The sequence below is a fragment of the Streptomyces sp. C1-1 genome (assembly GCF_050214755.1).
GTDB lineage: Bacteria > Actinomycetota > Actinomycetes > Streptomycetales > Streptomycetaceae > Streptomyces.
The window spans coordinates 4,513,029-4,530,796 of the sequence record NZ_CP189826.1 but is presented as its reverse complement, the minus strand read 5'-3'; the positions used below and the strand labels follow the sequence as shown (position 1 = coordinate 4,530,796).

Annotated in this window: 17 protein-coding genes and 2 pseudogenes; 11 read left to right on the top strand and 8 right to left on the bottom strand. The window is 72.8% G+C overall.

Going from position 1 to position 17,768, the window contains the following annotated elements; translation table 11 throughout:
• The first annotated feature begins 97 nt into the window (after positions 1-97).
• Positions 98-2,014 carry an AMP-dependent synthetase/ligase gene (locus ACQF4J_RS20620; protein WP_351580247.1) on the top strand — a complete coding sequence of 639 codons (1,917 nt, stop codon included), beginning with the start codon at positions 98-100 and terminating at the stop codon, positions 2,012-2,014.
• A 309-nt stretch (positions 2,015-2,323) separates the two neighbouring features.
• On the opposite strand, the gene ACQF4J_RS20615 is transcribed toward ACQF4J_RS20620, so the two are convergent.
• On the bottom strand, positions 2,324-3,289 hold the full coding sequence (locus ACQF4J_RS20615) for a LysR family transcriptional regulator (RefSeq protein ID WP_427166443.1): 966 nt from the start codon (positions 3,287-3,289) through the stop codon (positions 2,324-2,326).
• A 151-nt stretch (positions 3,290-3,440) separates the two neighbouring features.
• Between ACQF4J_RS20615 and ACQF4J_RS20610 the strand changes: the two genes are divergently transcribed.
• Positions 3,441-4,001 carry a DUF6817 domain-containing protein gene (locus tag ACQF4J_RS20610; protein WP_351580255.1) on the top strand — a complete coding sequence of 187 codons (561 nt, stop codon included), beginning with the start codon at positions 3,441-3,443 and terminating at the stop codon, positions 3,999-4,001.
• 97 nt (positions 4,002-4,098) lie between these two features.
• The gene (kstD, locus tag ACQF4J_RS20605) at positions 4,099-5,889 is read left to right on the top strand and encodes a 3-oxosteroid 1-dehydrogenase (protein WP_427166440.1); all 1,791 of its coding nucleotides are present in this window, start codon (positions 4,099-4,101) and stop codon (positions 5,887-5,889) included.
• Here the strand turns inward: kstD and ACQF4J_RS20600 are convergent.
• The 3 genes from ACQF4J_RS20600 to ACQF4J_RS20590 all read right to left on the bottom strand — a co-directional run bounded on the left by ACQF4J_RS20600 (position 5,886) and on the right by ACQF4J_RS20590 (position 7,702).
• Positions 5,886-6,605, bottom strand: a complete 720-nt coding sequence (locus tag ACQF4J_RS20600) for a class I SAM-dependent DNA methyltransferase (RefSeq protein ID WP_427168602.1) — start codon at positions 6,603-6,605, stop codon at positions 5,886-5,888. The two genes, kstD and ACQF4J_RS20600, sit on opposite strands and share 4 nt — an antisense overlap.
• Before the next feature lie 81 nt (positions 6,606-6,686).
• Positions 6,687-6,980, bottom strand: coding sequence for an AzlD domain-containing protein (locus tag ACQF4J_RS20595; RefSeq protein ID WP_427168601.1), 294 nt, complete (start codon positions 6,978-6,980; stop codon positions 6,687-6,689).
• Positions 6,981-6,994: 14 nt separating this feature from the next.
• Entirely contained in the window at positions 6,995-7,702 is a 708-nt protein-coding gene (locus ACQF4J_RS20590; RefSeq protein ID WP_351580264.1) for an AzlC family ABC transporter permease, read from the bottom strand.
• Between the two features lie 67 nt (positions 7,703-7,769).
• On the opposite strand from ACQF4J_RS20590, the gene ACQF4J_RS20585 reads away from it, so the two are divergent.
• Complete coding sequence (locus ACQF4J_RS20585) at positions 7,770-8,342, top strand: helix-turn-helix domain-containing protein (protein WP_427166438.1); 573 nt, start codon at positions 7,770-7,772, stop codon at positions 8,340-8,342.
• Positions 8,343-8,431: 89 nt separating this feature from the next.
• Here ACQF4J_RS20585 and ACQF4J_RS20580 read toward each other — a convergent pair whose 3' ends face one another.
• Positions 8,432-8,635: a cold-shock protein gene (locus tag ACQF4J_RS20580; RefSeq protein WP_003992177.1), complete on the bottom strand. Its 204-nt coding sequence runs from the start codon at positions 8,633-8,635 to the stop codon at positions 8,432-8,434.
• A gap of 279 nt (positions 8,636-8,914) precedes the next feature.
• On the opposite strand from ACQF4J_RS20580, the gene ACQF4J_RS20575 reads away from it, so the two are divergent.
• Both ACQF4J_RS20575 and ACQF4J_RS20570 read left to right on the top strand, forming a co-directional pair.
• A complete protein-coding gene (locus ACQF4J_RS20575) occupies positions 8,915-9,763 on the top strand; it encodes a menaquinone biosynthetic enzyme MqnA/MqnD family protein (RefSeq protein WP_351580272.1) in 849 nt (282 codons plus the stop codon).
• 67 nt (positions 9,764-9,830) lie between these two features.
• The gene (locus tag ACQF4J_RS20570) at positions 9,831-11,597 is read left to right on the top strand and encodes a protein kinase domain-containing protein (RefSeq protein ID WP_427166435.1); all 1,767 of its coding nucleotides are present in this window, start codon (positions 9,831-9,833) and stop codon (positions 11,595-11,597) included.
• 797 nt (positions 11,598-12,394) lie between these two features.
• Here the strand turns inward: ACQF4J_RS20570 and ACQF4J_RS20565 are convergent.
• A pseudogene (locus ACQF4J_RS20565) lies at positions 12,395-12,991 on the bottom strand (RNA polymerase sigma factor); the annotation flags it as partial.
• Between the two features lie 211 nt (positions 12,992-13,202).
• Here ACQF4J_RS20565 and ACQF4J_RS20560 point away from each other — a divergent pair.
• The 4 genes from ACQF4J_RS20560 to ACQF4J_RS20545 all read left to right on the top strand — a co-directional run bounded on the left by ACQF4J_RS20560 (position 13,203) and on the right by ACQF4J_RS20545 (position 16,191).
• On the top strand, positions 13,203-13,616 hold the full coding sequence (locus ACQF4J_RS20560; RefSeq protein ID WP_351580278.1) for an SsgA family sporulation/cell division regulator: 414 nt from the start codon (positions 13,203-13,205) through the stop codon (positions 13,614-13,616).
• A 45-nt stretch (positions 13,617-13,661) separates the two neighbouring features.
• Positions 13,662-14,444, top strand: a complete 783-nt coding sequence (locus tag ACQF4J_RS20555; protein WP_427166433.1) for a prepilin peptidase — start codon at positions 13,662-13,664, stop codon at positions 14,442-14,444.
• A 78-nt stretch (positions 14,445-14,522) separates the two neighbouring features.
• The gene (mqnC, locus tag ACQF4J_RS20550) at positions 14,523-15,737 is read left to right on the top strand and encodes a cyclic dehypoxanthinyl futalosine synthase (protein WP_351580283.1); all 1,215 of its coding nucleotides are present in this window, start codon (positions 14,523-14,525) and stop codon (positions 15,735-15,737) included.
• A 7-nt stretch (positions 15,738-15,744) separates the two neighbouring features.
• Positions 15,745-16,191, top strand: a complete 447-nt coding sequence (locus tag ACQF4J_RS20545; RefSeq protein WP_427166431.1) for an imidazolonepropionase-like domain-containing protein — start codon at positions 15,745-15,747, stop codon at positions 16,189-16,191.
• A 31-nt stretch (positions 16,192-16,222) separates the two neighbouring features.
• On the opposite strand, the pseudogene ACQF4J_RS20540 reads toward ACQF4J_RS20545, so the two are convergent.
• Positions 16,223-16,687: pseudogene (locus ACQF4J_RS20540) on the bottom strand (hydrolase); the annotation flags it as partial.
• 60 nt (positions 16,688-16,747) lie between these two features.
• Between ACQF4J_RS20540 and ACQF4J_RS20535 the strand changes: the two are divergent.
• Positions 16,748-17,443 carry a demethylmenaquinone methyltransferase gene (locus ACQF4J_RS20535; RefSeq protein WP_351580290.1) on the top strand — a complete coding sequence of 232 codons (696 nt, stop codon included), beginning with the start codon at positions 16,748-16,750 and terminating at the stop codon, positions 17,441-17,443.
• Here the strand turns inward: ACQF4J_RS20535 and ACQF4J_RS20530 are convergent.
• On the bottom strand, positions 17,430-17,768 hold the full coding sequence (locus tag ACQF4J_RS20530; RefSeq protein WP_427166429.1) for a PASTA domain-containing protein: 339 nt from the start codon (positions 17,766-17,768) through the stop codon (positions 17,430-17,432). The genes ACQF4J_RS20535 and ACQF4J_RS20530 overlap by 14 nt on opposite strands.

The following is a 17,768-nucleotide window of genomic DNA, read 5'->3' as shown; positions in this document are numbered from 1 at the left end:
GTAACATCCCAGCCGCACGCCGCCGGTGAACAACTCGGTACGCACCGCACGTACCACTGCAGAGCGGTACCGAGCTGCCCGCCCCAGGAGAGCTGCCATGTCCGTGCCCGTCCCGTACCCGTCCGCGTCCGACTACGACGGCGTCCCCCAGCTGGTGGAGCCCGAGATCCGACGGCTGGACGGCGAGGTGCGCGAGACGTCGGTGCCGCCGCTCGTGCCGCCGCGCACCCACGGCTCGCTCGCCGACCTGCCCTTCGACAACGCGGAGGCGGCGCCGGACGCCCGTGTCCTCAGCCGCCGCCGGGACGACGGCGGCTGGACCGACGTGTCGGCGGCGGAGTTCGCGCAGCAGATCCTGTCGCTGGCCAAGGGCCTGATTCGGGAGGGCCTGGTCCCCGGCGACCGGATCGCCGTCATGGCGCGGACGATCTACGAGTGGACGCTCCTGGACTTCGCCGCCTGGGCGGCCGGCCTGGTCACCGTCCCCATCTACCCCACGTCCTCCGTCTACCAGACGCGCTGGATCCTGCAGGACTCCGGCGCGGTGGCCCTGGTGACGGAGACGGCCGGGCAGGCCGCCGCGCTGGGCCCGGAGCTCAGCCGGCTGCCGGACCTGCGCCACCTGTGGATCGTCGAGAAGGGGCACCTGGAGCGGGTGGCGGAACTCGGGCAGCCCGTCCCCGACCAGGAAGTCGCCGTACGCCGGGGCATGCTGGTGCCCGACACGCTCGCCACGGTCATCTACACCTCGGGCACCACCGGCCGGCCCAAGGGCTGCGTCCTCACCCACGGCAACTTCCTCTCCGAGGTCGACAACGCGATCGAACTCCTCTACCCGATCTTCAAGTCGAAGTCGGACGACCCCTGCACCCTGCTCTTCCTGCCGATGTCGCACGTCTTCGGCCGCATGGTGGCGATCGCCTGCATACGGGCCCGCGTCCGCCTCGGGCACGCCCCCAGCCTCCAGGCCGATGACCTCCTGAACGACCTGGGCGCCTTCCGCCCGACCTTCCTCCTGTGCATCCCGTACATGCTGGAGAAGGTCTACAACAACGCCCGGGCCAAGGCGGAGGCCGGCGGCCGGGCCGGCGTCTTCGACCGCGCGGCGAAGGTGGCCGTCCGCTACGGCGAGGCGCTGGAGGCCCGCGCGGCGGCCACCGGCCCGGGCCCGAGCGCCGCCCTCAAGGCGGCCCGCACCTTCTACGACCCGCTGGTCTACCGCCGTATCCGCAACGCCATGGGCGGCCGGATCCGGCACCTCATCTCCGGCGGCTCCCCGCTCGGACAGCGGCTGGCGGCGTTCTACGCCGGAGCAGGCATGGAGATCTACGAGGGCTACGGCCTGACGGAGTCGACGGGCGCGGCCACGGTCACACCGCCCCTCAAGCCCCGCCTGGGCACGGTCGGCTGGCCCATGCCCGGCACCAAGGTCCGGATCGCCGCCGACGGGGAGATCCTGCTGCAGGGCGGTCAGGTCTTCCGCGGGTACTGGGACCCGCACGGCGGCGGAGTGATCCCGGCCTCGGCGGACGGCTGGTTCGCCACCGGTGACATCGGACGCCTGGACGACGAGGGCTACCTCACCATCACCGGCCGCAAGAAGGAGATCCTCATCACCGCGGGCGGCAAGAACATGGCACCGGCCCCGCTGGAGAACTGGCTGCGCGCCCACCCGCTGATCTCGCAGGTCATGGTGGTCGGTGACGCCCGCCCCTACATCGCGGCCCTCGTCACGCTGGACATGGACGGCGTCAGCCACTGGCGCCGGATGAACGGAAAGCATCCGGTGCCCGCGGAACTCCTGGTCGACGACGCCGAGTTGCTGGCCATCCTGCAGCGGGCGGTGGACGAGGCGAACAAGCTGGTGTCGAGGCCCGAGTCGATCCGCCGCTTCACCGTCCTGCCCGTCGACTTCAGTGAGGAGGGCGGGCATCTCACCCCGTCGATGAAGCTGCGACGGGAGGTCGTGATGAAGGAGTTCACGGCCGAGATCGAAGGCCTGTACGAGCGCTGAGCCGAGGCCCCGCCCACGGACCGCGTGAGCATATCGAAACGTTTGCGTTTCGCCCGAGCGGCCCCGGCCCCATGAGGGGAGCACCATCGTGCAAGCCATCCCGGCCGCCACTGTCGAGGCCAGGCCGTCCGGCCGGACCCACACACCGTCCGGCTGGTCGCCGCGGCGACCCTGCGGGGCACGGTGCACACTTCGGACGGCCGCGCCCTGGATGACGCCCGGGGCCGGCGGCTGCCCGCCGGTGGCCACCCAGGTCACGGTGAACGGCGGCCAGGAGGGCGTGGACATCCTGCTGACCCACAAGCGGTCCTAACCCGAAGAACCCCCATGCGGCAGCGTCCGCCCCCGGTCCGCCGGGCGGCGGACGCTGTCGTTCCGCCCGGCCCCCGCTCGGCGCCGCCGGTCCATCACCGTGTCCGCGAACGCCCGTGCCGCCGGGCTCAGCGCGTCCCACCGGCGAACGGCCCAGCCCACCGGCAGCGCGCGCAGCCCGGGCAGGGGGATCAGGCGCAGGGGCCCGTCGCCGGGCACGGCCAGGCCGGGCAGGGCGGGCACCACGGCGCGGCCCACGCCGAGCTCCGCCAGCAGCAGGGCCGTGTCCCAGTCGGCGATGCTCGTGTCGTAGCCCAGGCGGACCCCCGACTCCGCACAGGCGGCGTCCAGATGGAGGGCCGAGGCGGAGTTCGGCGGCAGCCGGATCACGCACAGGTCGTGCAACTCCCCGGCGTCCAGCGACGCCCGGCCGGCGAGCGGGTCGTCCTCCCGTACGGCCAGCACCCACGGCAGCTCCACCACCGCCCGCTGCTCGATGCCCCGAGCCGGCGGACCGAGGGTGATCCACACCAGGTCGAGCGTGCCGTCCGTCAGCCCCTCGAAGCCGCCGCGCCCCGAACTGACGGTACGGAACTCCAGGTTGACCTTGGGATGGCGGCGACGGAACTCCACCACCGCGTCCGACATGAAGTGCCGTACGGTCGTCGCCCCGGTCGCCACCCGTACGTGTCCCGCCTCGCCGTCGACCAGGTCGCGCAGCTGGCGCAGGGCCAGTTCCAGGCCCGACAGGCCCTCCGCGGCCGCGGCCTCCAGGACGCGTCCGGCCCGAGTCGCCGCGACGCCGCGGGCCTGCCGCTCCAGCAGTGCCACGCCCGTCTCGCGCTCCAGCCGCTTGACGTGCTGACTCACCGCCGACTGGCTGCACCCGAGCTCCCGGGCCACCGCGCTCAGACTCCCGGCCCGGCACACGGCGACGAACACACGAAGATCGTCCAAGGTCACAACACCCAAGCTAACACTTGGAGTTCGGGAGAAATCCCAAGGATTGACTGAGCCCCACCGGCCGTACGACGATCGTTCGCAGGGCCCGACGGCGGCAACCCGCTCCAGGCGCCGGAGCGGGTGCCGACCCATATGCCGAAGGGACTTCACCGTGCCGCGGACCCCTGTCCTCCACCAGGCCACCTCACTGCTGCGCGACCTGGGGGCCGACCGCCAGCCGCACCCCGGTGGCACCCTCCTCGCCCACCTCGACCGGGTGCGCGAGCGGCTCACCGGCTGGGGCGCCCGCCCCGCACTCCAGATCGCCGGACTCTGCCACGCCGCCTACGGCACCGACGGCTTCCCGACCGCCCTGCTCTCCCTGGACCGGCGGTCGGAACTGGCCGCCGTGATCGGCCCGGAGGCCGAACATCTCGTGTACTTCTACGCCGGCTGCGACCGCGGGGCCACCTACCCCGGACTCGCGACCCCGGGCTCCCTCTTCCGTGACCGCTTCACCGGCCGGACCCTCGACCCGCCCACCCCTCTGCGCCGGGACCTCGCCGAGCTCACCGCCGCCAACGAGCTCGACCTCGCCCACCGCGACCGGGACTTCCGCGCCCGGTGGGGGCCCGACCTCCTCGCCCTCTTCACCCGCTTCCGGCCCCTGCTGAGCGACCGGGCCTGGCAGGACTGCCTCACCATCCTGGGCTCCGGTCGGCACGCCTCTTGACTTACCAAGACCCCCGCGCCACTCTCCCCACCCCGTACCCGCACCTTTCCGCACCGCTCAACCCACCCCGTCCATCGCCCGGTTGGAGCGACCTGCCATGGCCACGAGCGCGGAATCTGCGAGACGTACCACCCCCATCGACGTGAGCCCCACGCGGCGACAGGTGCTCGGCGCCACCGCCGCGACCGGGCTGATCCTGGCGGCCGGGACCCGCCCCGCCGGCGCCGCCGACCTGCCCCTCCTCGGCACGTACGACGTCGTCGTCATCGGCTCCGGTGCCGCCGGGATGACCGCCGCCCTCACCGCCGCCAAGCGGGGCCTGACGACGGTCGTGCTGGAGAAGGCCGCCACCTTCGGCGGCTCCGCCGCCCGCTCCGGCGCCGGTGTCTGGATCCCCAACAACCCCGTGATCCTCGCCGCCGGCGTCCCGGACACTCCCGCCAAGGCCGCCGCCTATCTCGCGGCCGTCGTGGGGTCCGACGTGCCCGCCGCCCGGCAGAGCGCCTTCCTCGCCCACGGCCCGGACATGATCTCCTTCGTCATGGCCAACAGCCCGCTGCGGTTCCGCTGGATGGAGGGGTACAGCGACTACTACCCCGAGCTCCCCGGCGGCCTGCCCAACGGCCGCTCCATCGAACCCGAGCAGCTCGACGGCAACGTCCTCGGCGCCGAACTCGCCCGTCTCAACCCGCCGTACATGCAGGTCCCCACCGGCATGGTCGTCTTCAGCGCCGACTACAAGTGGCTCGCCCTCGCCGCGGTGAGCGTCAGGGGCGCCGCCGTCGCCGCCGAGTGCCTGGCGCGCGGCACCAAGGCGGCCGCGCTCGGCCAGAAGCCGCTGACCATGGGGCAGTCGCTCGCGGCCGGGCTGCGCAAGGGGCTGATGGACGCGGGCGTTCCGGTCTGGCTCGGCACCCCGCTCACCGACCTGTACGTCGAAGGCGGCGCCGTCACGGGAGCCGTGGTCACACGCGGCGGCGGCCCCGGCCTGGTGCGCGCCCGCCGCGCCGTCGTCGTCGGCTCCGGCGGCTTCGAGCACAACGCCGCCATGCGCTCCCAGTACCAGCAGCAGCCCATCGGCACGGACTGGACCGTGGGCGCGAAGGAGAACACCGGGGACGGCATCCGGGCCGGGCAGCGGGCCGGCGCCGCGCTCGGACTGATGGACGACGCCTGGTGGGGGCCGGCGATTCCGCTGCCCGACCAGCCGTACTTCTGTCTGGCCGAACGCACTTTGCCCGGCGGTCTCCTCGTCAACGCGGCCGGCGCGCGCTTCGTCAACGAGGCCGGCCCGTACAGCGACGTCGTGCACACCATGTACCGGCTCGACCCCACCGCCCCCGACATCCCGGCCTGGCTGATCGGCGACCAGAACTACCGCAACCGCTACCTCTTCAAGGACGTCGCCCCGACGTTCACCTTCCCCGACAGCTGGTACAGCTCGGGAGCCGTCCGCAAGGCCTGGACACTGGACGCCCTCGCCACGGCCGTGGGCGTCCCGGCGGCCGCCCTGCGCGCCACCGTCGACCGCTTCAACTCCCAGGCGCTGAAGGGGTCGGACCCCGACTTCCACCGCGGCGACAGCGCCTACGACCACTACTACACCGACCCCTCCGTCCTGCCGAACTCCTGCCTCGCGCCTCTGTGGCTGCCGCCGTACTACGCCTTCCGCATCGTCCCCGGCGACCTGGGCACCAAGGGCGGCATGGTCACCGACGCACGGGCGCGCGTGCTGCGCGCCGACGGCTCGGTGATCCCCGGCCTGTACGCCGCCGGGAACGCCAGCGCCGCGGTGATGGGGCACAGTTACGCGGGCGCGGGATCGACCATCGGCCCGGCGATGACGTTCGGCTACATCGCGGCACTGGACATCGCCGGGGTGCTCTAGACCGTGTCGGGCCGGACGTCCTGGTCGGCGGGGGCCGGCTTGCGGGCCATCAGGAAGGCCTGCGGGGTCGATTCGCCGAGGGCTTCCTCCGCCTCCCGCACCGTCCGCGAGTGGAGCGCGAAGCCGGCCCGCGTCAACAGCTCGGCCATGTCGTCCGGTCGGCGGCGCAGGAAGTCCAGCGACACGTCGTGTCCGAAGGGCCGGTCGTGATGCCGGGGGCGGTCGCCCACCTGGAAGCCGACCAGCAGGTGACCGCCGGGCGCGAGCACCCGGTGGAACTCGGCGAAGACGTCGGGCAGCCGGTCCGCGGGCGTGTGGATGGTGGAGTACCAGGAGACGACTCCCGCGAGAGACCCGTCGGGGATGTCCAGGTCCAGCATCGAGCCCTGCTCGAACCGCAGCCCCGGATTCTCCCGGCGGGCGATCGCCAGCATCGACTCCGACAGGTCGAGACCGAAGACCCGCAGCCCGAGCGAGGCCAGGTACGCGGTGCCGCGCCCCGGCCCGCACCCCAGATCCGCCACCGTGCCCTCGCCGCCCACGAGTTCGGCGTACGCGCGGAGTATCGCCCGGTCCAGGGGCGTGGCCGCGAGGTAGCCCTCGAACATGGCCGCGTAGTCCTCGGCGATGGCGTCGTAGAACACCCGCGTGCTGGTCACGAACCCGGTGTCGGTCCCGGTGTCGGCCTCGCCGCCGATCTCGCTGTCGGTCTCCATGTCGGTCATGGTCGAAACCGTAGCGGCCGCCACTGACAGCGACCCCGGACCGGCTCCCTCGCGGACCCGGGACCGGCTCCCTCACGCCACCCCGGCCAGCCGCAGCACCGCGGCCGTCCCCGCCGCCGCCAGCACGATCACCGTGAACGGCGCCCGGCGCCACGCCAGTACGCCTCCCACCAGCACCCCGGCCGGCCGCGCCCACCCCGCGAAGCCGCCCTCCGTCAGCGCCCCCGTCGCCAGCAGGGCCGTCAGCAGCACGACCGCGCCCGCCGACAGCAGCTCCCGCACGCGGGCCGGGAGTTCGACGCGCCCGTGCAGTGCCGGCCCGACCAGCCGGAAGGCGTAGGTCCCGAGCGCGAGGGCCAGGATCATGGCGACCGTCGCGTTCACGCCCGTCCCTCCTCGCGGCCGTACAGCGCCAGTCCCGCCAGTGCCACCAGCACCGGCACCCCCGCCGGGACGGCCGGGGTGAGGGCGAGGGCGAGGGCGAGCGCCGCGCCGGGCACCGCGCACCGCCGTACCCGGGCGTCGGCGCGCAGCGCCGGCAGGACCAGGGCGACCAGTACGGCGGGGAATGCGGCGTCCAGGCCGTACCTCGCCGTGTCGCCCAGCGCGTCCCCGGCCAGCGCGCCGGCCAGGACACCGAGGTTCCACGCGGCGAACAGGCCGATCCCCGACACCCAGAACGCGGCCCGCCGCCGTACCGGGTCGGTCTGGGCGAGGGCGAAGGCCACCGTCTCGTCGGTCACCAGGTGTGCGCCCGCCAGGCGCGCGAGGCGCCCCGGGCCGAGGACGTCGGCGACGGCGAGGCCGAAGGCGGCCGTCCGGGTGTTCAGGAGCAGTCCGGTGGCCGCCGCGGCCAGCGGGCCGCCCCCGGCGAGCAGGACACCGACCGCGCTGAACTGGGCCGAGCCCGCGTAGACCACCAGGGACATCACGACCGGGACCCAGACCGGCAGACCGCCGGTCACGGCGATCGCCCCGAAGGACACCCCGACGACACCGCCGGCCACCCAGACGAGTGACGCGTCCCGGACCAGGTCCCGGTGGCGCGAGCCGTCCGCACCGCTCCGTGTTCGTTCTGCCGTACGCATGTTCTCTACAATGGACAGTAGTCGACATGTTCGTCAAGGCGAACGATCGTACCGATGGAGCGAACGCATGCCCGACGCACCGCCGCCGCCCGCGCGGCTCCCCCTGGACTGGATCGCGGCCTCCCTGCGCCGCGAGCGCACACGTGCCGGGCTCTCGCTGTCCGAGCTGGCCAAACGCGCCGGCATCGCGAAGTCCACGTTGTCGCAGCTGGAGGCGGCGAGCGGGAACCCCAGCGTGGAGACGCTGTGGGCGCTGGGCGTGGCGCTCGGGGTGCCCTTCAGTGTGCTGGTGGAGCCGCCGGCGCCCGCCGTCCAGGTGATCCGCGCCGGCCAGGGGCCCACCGTGGCCTCGGAGAAGGCCGACTACGTCGCCACGCTGCTGTCCGCCAGCCCGCCCGGCGCCCGGCGGGACATCTACCACCTGCGGGCGGAGCCGGGGGCGGCGCGGGAGTCGGAGCCGCACATCCCGGGCACGGTCGAACATCTGATCGTCAGCACGGGGCGGGTGAAGGCCGGGCCCGCCGGGGAGGAGGTCGAGCTGGCACCCGGGGACTACATGACCTACCGCGGCGACGTGCCGCACTCCTACGAGGCGCTGGCGTCCGGGACGACCTTCGTCCTGGTCATGCAGCACGTGTAGGACACGGGGCAAAGGCAGGAGCCCCGCTGCCTTGCGGCACGGGGCTCCTTGGGTACTGCATCAGGTCCGGATCAGAGACGAGGCTCGCCTCAGACGGGGGTGACGTTCTCCGCCTGCGGGCCCTTCGGACCCTGGGTCACGTCGAAGGAGACCTGCTGGTTCTCCTCCAGCGAACGGAAGCCGCTCGCGTTGATCGCGGAGTAGTGGACGAAGACGTCGGGGCCGCCGCCCTCCTGGGCGATGAAGCCAAAGCCCTTTTCGGCGTTGAACCACTTAACGGTTCCGGTAGCCATAAGCCCTCCTTGGGCCCAAAGGGTTGCCCTGCTCCAGAACCTGCCGTGAAAGCTAATGCCGCACTGCATACGTCTGAAAACGACTAGAGCCCGCGGTTACATGCTCCGCAGGCTCTGTACTGCAAGGGAAACCAAACTGCAACTTGCGGCGAGCCTAGCACGCGGGCAGCCGAAAGCAATAGAGGCCAAGATCACGTCACCCGAACGTTTGAAGATCTGCACCCAGTTGACCGAGGGGCCGAAGAGTGGAGCGTACCTCATAGGGTCTAGCCTCGCGATGTGGACAATTCTCGCACCCGGCCGCGCGTCGGCCACATCCAGTTCCTGAACTGCCTGCCCCTGTACTGGGGGCTTGCGAGGACGGGCACGCTCCTCGACTTCGAGCTGACGAAGGACACCCCGGAGAAGCTCAGCGAGCAGCTGGTGCAGGGAGACCTCGACATCGGGCCCATCACCCTCGTCGAGTTCCTCAAGAACGCGGACGACCTGGTCGCCTTCCCCGACATCGCCGTCGGCTGCGACGGCCCGGTGATGTCCTGCGTCATCGTCTCGCAGGTGCCGCTGGAGCAGCTGGACGGCCGCCGGGTCGCCCTCGGCTCGACCTCGCGCACGTCCGTGCGTCTCGCCCAGCTGCTGCTGGCCGAGCGCTTCGGCGTGCAGCCCGAGTACTACTCCTGCCCGCCCGACCTCAGCCTGATGATGCAGGAGGCCGACGCGGCCGTGCTCATCGGGGACGCGGCGCTCCGGGCCAACCTGCACGAGGGCCCGCGCTACGGCCTCGACGTGCACGACCTCGGCACGCTCTGGAAGGAGTGGACCGGGCTGCCGTTCGTCTTCGCGGTGTGGGCGGCCCGGCGCGACTACCTGGAGCGCGAGCCGGAGATCACCCGCAAGGTGCACGAGGCATTCCTCGCCTCCCGCAACCTCTCCCTGGAGGAAGTGGGCAAGGTCGCCGAGCAGGCGGCCCGCTGGGAGGAGTTCGACGAGCGGGTGCTGGAACGGTACTTCACCACGCTGGACTTCCGGTTCGGGGCCGAGCAGCTGGCGGCGGTCGCGGAGTTCGCGCGGCGCGTCGGGCCGACCACGGGATTCCCGGCGGACGTGAAGGTGGACCTGCTCCGAGCCTGAGCGGCGCGGGAACGGCGCACTACCCTTTTCTCGTCGTTACGGGGGATGCGGGGGAGGGGTGGACGTCATGCAACCGCTCGGAGCCGACGAGCCCACCGCGGTGGGGCCCTACCGGCTGCTCGGCCGGCTGGGCTCCGGCGGGATGGGCCGTGTCTACCTGGGCCGCAGCGCGGGCGGCCGCACGGTCGCCGTGAAGATCGTGCACCCGCACTTCGCCCTCGACGACGAGTTCCGCGCCAGGTTCCGGCGTGAGGTCGAGGCCGCCCGGAAGGTGGGCGGCGCCTGGACCGCCCCGGTACTCGACGCCGACCCGGAAGCGGCGGTTCCGTGGGTGGCGACGGCGTACGCGGCCGGTCCGTCGCTGGCGGCGGCGGTCGCGGACCGTGGGCCGCTGCCCGCCCATTCGGTACGGGCGCTGGGCGCGGGGCTGGCGGAAGCGCTGGCCGCCGTGCACGAACTGGGCCTGGTGCACCGGGATGTGAAGCCCTCCAACCTCCTGCTGACCCTCGACGGCCCGCTGCTGATCGACTTCGGCATCGCGCGCGCCACGGACGGCACGGCGTCCCTCACCTCCACGGGCGTCTCGATCGGCTCGCCCGGTTACATGTCGCCCGAGCAGATCGTCGGCAAGAGCGCGACGGGCGCGGCCGACGTCTTCTCGCTGGGCGCGGTGCTGGTGTTCGCGGCGACCGGCCAGGCGCCGTTCCCGGGTGACTCCTCCGCGGCCCTGCTCTACAAGGTCGTGCACGAGGAACCCGAACTCGGCTCACTGGACGGTGAGTTGCGCGAGGTGGCACAGGCGTGCCTGGCGAAGGACCCCGCGGCCCGGCCCGCCCCCGGGGAGGTCGCCCGGCGGCTCGCTCCGGAGGGCGCGGCGCGGCTGGTGACGGGCGGATGGCTGCCGGGGGCGCTGGTGGAGCAGGTGAGCCGCAGCGCCGTACAACTGCTGAACCTCGACGTGCAGGAGGTGGCCTCCGGGCCGGTGGGGTTCAGCAGCCCGTCGGTCGGCAGCGCGGTGACGGTCGGCGGGGAAGGGGCCGGACAGCCGACGGTGGGGGAGTTCGGGCCGGCGCCGGTGATGGTGCCGCCCGCCGCTCCGGTCCGGCTGCCGGTGCACGCGGCGGAGCCGGAGCCGCGTGACGCGCCGCCGGACGGGGCGGGGAAACCGCCCGGCAAGCTGTCGGTCTCCGTGGCGGCGACCTCCGTGCCCGGGGACGGCGGGCGCGGGCGGCGGCTGAGCTGCACGGTGGCGCTGGCGGTCGCCGGGGCTCTGGCGGCGGTGACGGTCGGGTCGGTCTTCGTGTTCGACCTGCTGCCGGGCCACGGCAGCGACGACTCCGCCTCCGGCGGCAGCGACCGCGGCGCGTACTCACCGGCGCCGAGCGTGGGCAACGGCGCTTCGAGTACGCCGACCGCTTCCAGCGCTCCCACCACTTCCGGCGCTCCCAGTGCTTCGAGTCCGACGCCGGGTGGCACCGCCGGTGATGTGCCCGCGGCCTACCTCGGCACCTGGGAGGGGCAGGCCACCGCCCTGGGCGGCACCCTCCCGGACGGCACCTTCCGGCTGACCGTCCATCAGGCCGCGGTGGGCGCGGAACTGGGCAGACTCCGCCAGACCGACCAGCTCGGGGGCGTCTGCGAGGACGTCCTGACCCTGAAGTCCGTGAAGAAGAAGGAGCTCCTCGTCACGTCGGCGGGCGCCGGCTCCAACCACGCGGGCTGCGATCCGACGCCCCATACGGTCCGGCTGTCCCGGGTCGGGGGCGACCTGAGGTACGTGGCGGAGAGCGAGGCGGAGGGGAATCCCACGGCGCGGTTGTCGCGGGTCGGGTAGGGCGGCTCAGGGGCGGGAGACGGAGTGCCGCCGGGGTGATGGCAGCCGGGGGGCGGGGAGGCGACGGGGGCAGGCGTTTCGCTTTCCGAGGGTGCGGGGTCGCTCGGTGAGGGGTCCGTCGTCGGCACGGGGTCGCTCGGTGCCGGATCGGCCGTCACCGGGGCGCTCGGTGTCGGGTCGGTCGGGGCGGGCGTGCTCGGTGCGGGACCGGTCGGCGGGGTGTCGCCCGGTGCCGGGCTGCTCGGCGCGGGAGCCGACGGTGACGGCGTATCACCCGACGGTCCGTCCGCCGGGGCTGCCGGGGCTGCCGACGTCGGTGTCTCGTCGACTCCCTTGTCACGTCCGGGTGTTCCGCCCCGGCCGACAACGCTCCCCGCGTCCCGGCCCCCGTCCGCAGGCGCCGCCGTCGGCGCCTCGGTCACGGGCGCCCGGGTCACCGGCGCGTCGGCGACCGGCGCCCGTCCGGCCGGCACCGGGGAGGAGCCGCCGAGTCCGAGCACCAGGCACAGGGCGGCGGCACCGGCCACCACCGCGCCGGCCGTGACCGCGACGGGCGCCTTGGCCCCGCCGGCCATCCCGTGCCGGACGGCGTGCAACACCCCGCCACCGTGCCCACCGGCCCCGGCGGCCACCGCCGTCCCCGCCCCGGAGGCCAGCAGGAACTTCGCCGTACCCCCCACCGCCAGGAGCAGCAGCGCCGGGCCGGTCAGTGCGGGGAGTCGGTCGTTGGCGGTCATCAGGGACGCGAGGCGGGCGCGGCAGTCGGCGCAGGCGTCCACGTGGGAGAGCAGGCGTTCCGACTGGCGTGCGGTGGCGGCGCCCCGTACGTACGCGGGCATCCGGGCGAAGTGGACCTGGCACGCGGGGTCGTCGGGGGCGCCGGTCTGGGCGCGCAGGAACGCCTGCCGCATCCCCTCCCGCGCGCGGTGCAGCAGCACGGCCGTCGCACCCTCCTTGGTGCCGAGCTGCGGTCCGATCGCCGCCAGCGGCTGCCCCTCCGCCTCCGACAGCCACAGCGCCTTGACCCACCGCTCGGGCAACTGCCCCAGTACCCGCACCAGCAGGTCGACCGAGGAGACACGGTCGGCCGGGTCGTCACCGGAGCCCTGCCGGCCCACCACGACCCGTTCCTCGCCCTGCGGATCGCGCGGCGTCTCCCGCGCCGTGCTCCCGGCGGCCGTGGCGAGGTGCCGCACGGTCGTCATCAGGTACGCCGGCACGTTCTCGATCTCGTGGCCCGCGGCCAGCCGCCGCCACACCCGGAAGTGGGCCTCGGCGACGAGGTCTTCGGCGGCCCAGGCGTTCCGGGTGAGCGAGCGGGCATACGCGACGAGACGCGGCTGCTGCTCCTCGTAGATCCGGGCGTACGAGGACGTGGCGGAACCGTCGGACATGGCGGAACGCTCCAGTTGCTGCCTACTGAGGCCGGGAAAGGGTTTGTCAGCGTAGATGGCAGAACTTTCAATTAAAGTTTCAAGCGGCACGGAAAGTGACGCACATCACTCCAGCAACTTTCCGAACCCGCGTAATGACCACCGCGTCCCGGCACTCGAAGAGGTACGCCGCCCCAACCGGCCGCAGCCCCGCCCGACATCGGAGACCCTCGTGCCCATCACCCTGGAACAGCCCACCGGCGCCCACCTGCTCACCCCCGACGACGACGAACTCGCCGTCCCCGTCACCCTGCGCTACACCTGTGCCGACCCGCTCGCCGTCCACCTCGTCTTCCCGGCCTGGATCTCGCTCGACGACGAGGAGGTGACCTGGACCTTCGCCCGTGCCCTCCTGGAGGAGGGCCTGGTCGCCCCCGCCGGTCTCGGGTCGGTGCACATCCGCCCGGGCGGTCCCGCCCGCACGTACGTCGAGTTCCGCACCCTCGCCGGCGTCGCCGTGGTCCGCTTCGACACGCCCGCCCTCCGCCGCTTCCTGCTCCGTTCGTACGAACTCGCCGAGCCGGGCGGCGAACCCCTCGGCCCCGCCCTCGACCGCGGCCTGGCGTCCATGCTCGGCGGTGTCTGACACTGGGCGCGGCACGGGAGGCGGCGGGGGTAAGAGGGGGAGCCGATGGGGGACCTGGTGGGGGCGCTGCTCGTGGGCGCCGCCGCGCTGTGGGGTGCGGTGACCGGCGCGCTGCTGCCGCGGGCGGCCTACCGGTTCTCCGTGCCGGCCGAACAGGACTGGCGCGCCGCGTGCCCGGACGGGCACCCGCTCGACGGCTGGCTCGGGCCGGGGCGGTGCGCAGGGTGCGCCGCCGTGGCGGGTGACGCGGGCGGAACCGCCGTACGGACGAAGCGGCCCGAGCCGTACGGTCCCGGTGCCCTCGGTCTCTCCCTCGCCACGGCCCTCGTCTGCGCCGCCCTCGCCGCCGCGACCGGCACCCGGCCCGAACTCGCCGTGTGGCTGCTGATCGCGCCCGTCGCCGTCCTGCTCGCCGCGGTCGACTTCCGGGTGCAACGGCTGCCGGACGTCCTGACGTTGCCGCTCGCGGGCTTCGCCCTGACGCTGCTGGGCGCCGTGGCGTTCGTACCGGAGCACGCCGGAGACTGGCCGCACGCGCTGTACGGCGCCATCGCGCTCGGGGCCGGGTTCTTCGCGCTGTTCCTCCTCAACCCCGGCGGCATGGGCTTCGGGGACGTGAAGCTGGCCCTCGGTCTCGGGGCCGTGCTCGGGTGGTACGGGTGGGCGACGGTGATGCTCGGGGCGCTCGCCGCGTTCCTGCTCGGGGCCCTGTACGGCGGCGCGCTCGTCGTCGCGCGGCGGGCCGGGCGGAAGACGGCCGTCGCCTTCGGGCCGTTCCTGATCGGCGGGGCCTTCCTGGGGCTGCTGGTGGGTGCCTACGCGGCCTGACGTCGGGCTTGTCGGAGGGCTGGCGTAGGCTGGCCGAGTCCGTCCACACCCTCGACGAAGCCTGCGAAGGGGACCCCGGTGACCGAGAAGGCCGACCTCACCTCGATTGATGTCACAGCCGTCCTCGACCGTGCCGCCGCCGGTGGGCGGATCACCCCGGAGGAGGCGCTCGTCCTCTACCGCGACGCTCCGCTGCACGCGCTCGGCGCCGCCGCCGACGCCGTGCGCCGCCGCAAGTACGCGGGTACGGAGCACATCGCGACGTACATCATCGAGCGCAACATCAACTACACGAACGTGTGTGTCACGGCGTGCAAGTTCTGCGCCTTCTACGCCGCTCCCAAGGACAAGGACAAGGGCTGGACGCGCGACCTGGAGGACATCCTGCGCCGGTGCGCCGAGACGGTCGAACTCGGCGGCACGCAGATCATGTTCCAGGGCGGCCACCACCCGGACTACGGCGTCGAGTACTACGAGAAGCACTTCGCCGCCATCAAGAAGGAGTTCCCGCAGCTCGTCATCCACAGCCTGGGGGCGAGCGAGGTCGAGCACATGGCCCGGATCAGCGGGGTGACGGTCGAGGAGGCCATCACCCGCATCCACGCGGCCGGGCTCGACTCCTTCGCCGGCGCCGGCGCCGAACTGCTGCCGGAGCGGCCCCGCAAGGCCATCGCGCCCCTGAAGGAGAGCGGCGAGCGCTGGCTGGAGATCATGGAGATCGCGCACCGGCTGGGCGTGGAGTCCACGTCGACGATGCTGATGGGCACGGGCGAGACCAACGCCGAGCGCATCGAGCACCTGCGGATGATCCGTGACGTCCAGGACCGCACGGGCGGCTTCCGGGCGTTCATCCCTTACACCTACCAGCCCGAGAACAACCACCTGAAGGGCCGGACGCAGGCCACGCTCTTCGAGTACCTGCGGATGATCGCCATCGCCCGGCTGTTCCTGGACAACGTCCAGCACATCCAGGGCTCCTGGCTGACGACCGGCAAGGAGGTCGGCCAGCTCTCCCTCCACTACGGCGCGGACGACCTCGGCTCGATCATGCTGGAGGAGAACGTCGTCTCCTCGGCCGGTGCCAAGCACCGCTCCAACCGCATGGAGATCATCGACCTGATCCGGAAGGCCGGGCGGGTGCCGGCCCAGCGCTCGACGACCTACGAGCACCTCGTCGTCCACGACGACCCCGCGAACGACCCGGTCGACGAGCGGGTGATGTCCCACATCTCGTCCACGGCGATCGAGGGTGGCACGGCCCACCCCGAGCTGAAGCTCCTGGCTTCCAACTGACGCACCCGTGCTGACGATTCACACGGCGCCAGAGGTCCGGGTCAACTGGGACGCCGAGCCCGTCCGGGACGGCGCCGTGGTGGTCGAGGGCGACCGGGTCGCCGCGGTGGGTGCGCTGGCGGAGGTCGAGGGACGGTTCCCGGGGGCCCGGGTGCGCAGCTGGCCGGGGGTGCTCGGACCCGGGCGCGTCCACGAGGGCCCCCTGCCGGACGCCCCGTCACCGCGCGAACGCGTCCACGCCGTACTGAAGCTGGGCGCGGTCGCGGTCATCGAGGAGTACGTCGACTCGCCCGAACTCCGGGCCGCGGCCGAGCGCAACGACCTTCTCGTACTGTCCCGTGCCCGGCCGCGCGCGCTCGTCGAGTCCGGCCGGGCCGACGTCGCCGTGTTCGACGAGACGGGCACCTGCGTCGCGACGGTGTGTGCCGGACGCCTCGTCCACCGGCGGCGCTAGCCGCTCCCGGCGAGGTCCCCGCGCCCTCCTCTCATCCCGCCAGCGCCTCGCCGAACGCCCCCGAACCCTGCTGCACCCCACTGCAGTTCGTCGCCGCGTCGTCATCGGCGGCGCCGTTCCCGCACTGCCGGTCCCGGAACGTCGACCACATCGAGACCCACGCGATGCCCTTCTCCTGCGCGAACGTCCGCACCTGTGCGGCGTCGGACAGGGTGAACGTCTCGCCCTTGATGTCGTTGACGCCGATCATCGAGGTCAGCGCCATCCCCCGCCAGGCCCCGGCGTCCGACAGCCCGAACACCTTCTTCAGCTGGGCGTGCGCGGCCTTCGCCGGGGTGAGGGCGTAGTCGCCCATGTCGCCGGTGCAGGACTCGCCGTAGTTCATGGTCATGAGGTTGACCGTGCCGACCTGCACGTCGTACTCGTTCGCCGACCGCAGCAGCGCGAGGCTGTCGGCGTCGAGCCCGGACGGTATGACCGGCAGCGTGAAGGTGACCAGAGGCCGAAGCTCCTCCCCTGAGCGGTTCCCGGACGCCGTACTGCAAGAATGGCGGGCGTGACCCGCGCTTCCCTGAACAAGCAGCCGCACGAAGTCGCCTCGATGTTCGACGACGTGGCGGAACGGTACGACCTCACGAACGACGTCCTGTCGCTCGGCCAGGACCGGGTGTGGCGCAAGGAGGTGGCCAGGGCGGTCGACGCCCGGCCCGCGCAGAAGGTCCTGGACCTGGCCGCCGGCACGGCCACCTCGTCGCTGCCGTTCGCGCGCACGGGCGCCTACGTCGTCCCGTGCGACTTCTCGCTCGGCATGCTCCAGGTCGGCAAGAAGAAGCACCCCTGGCTGCCGCTTACCGCGGGCGACGCGACGAGGCTGCCGTTCAAGGACGACACCTTCGACGCCGTGACCATCTCCTTCGGGCTGCGCAACGTCCAGGACTTCGACGGGGCCCTGCGGGAGATGTACCGGGTGACCAGGCCCGGCGGCCGGGTGGTGATCTGCGAGTTCTCGCACCCGACCTGGGCGCCCTTCCGCACGGTCTACACCGAGTACCTGATGCGCGCCCTGCCCCCGGTCGCCCGCGCGGTCTCCTCCAACCCCGATGCCTACGTGTACCTCGCCGAGTCCATCCGCGCCTGGCCCGACCAGCCGGCCCTCGCCGAGCACCTGAAGAAGGCGGGCTGGTCGAAGGTGGCGTGGCGCAACCTCACGGGCGGGGTCGTCGCATTGCACCGCGGCTTCAAGCAGAGCTGACCACGGCGTACGGGTCGCCCGGCTGGTCCAGCTCACGCTGCAGTCCGCCCGTGGGGGGCCGCGGGATGCGGGGCTCGCGCACGCCTCCGCCGCCCTCTCCCTCGCCGAAGTCGAACCACACGTAGACCATCGAGTCACGCGGCACCTCGGCGCCGGCCTGCGGGTACTGGCGTACGACGTAGTCCACGACGGCCTGATGGAAGTCCGGCCGGTCGGGGCAGTTGAGGAACAGGCCTCGGGACCGCGCCGTCTCGCGCGCGTCCATGGCCATCAGTCCGACCAGCCTCGGAACTCTTACTTCGGGCGTCTTGGGCGTTATGTGCAC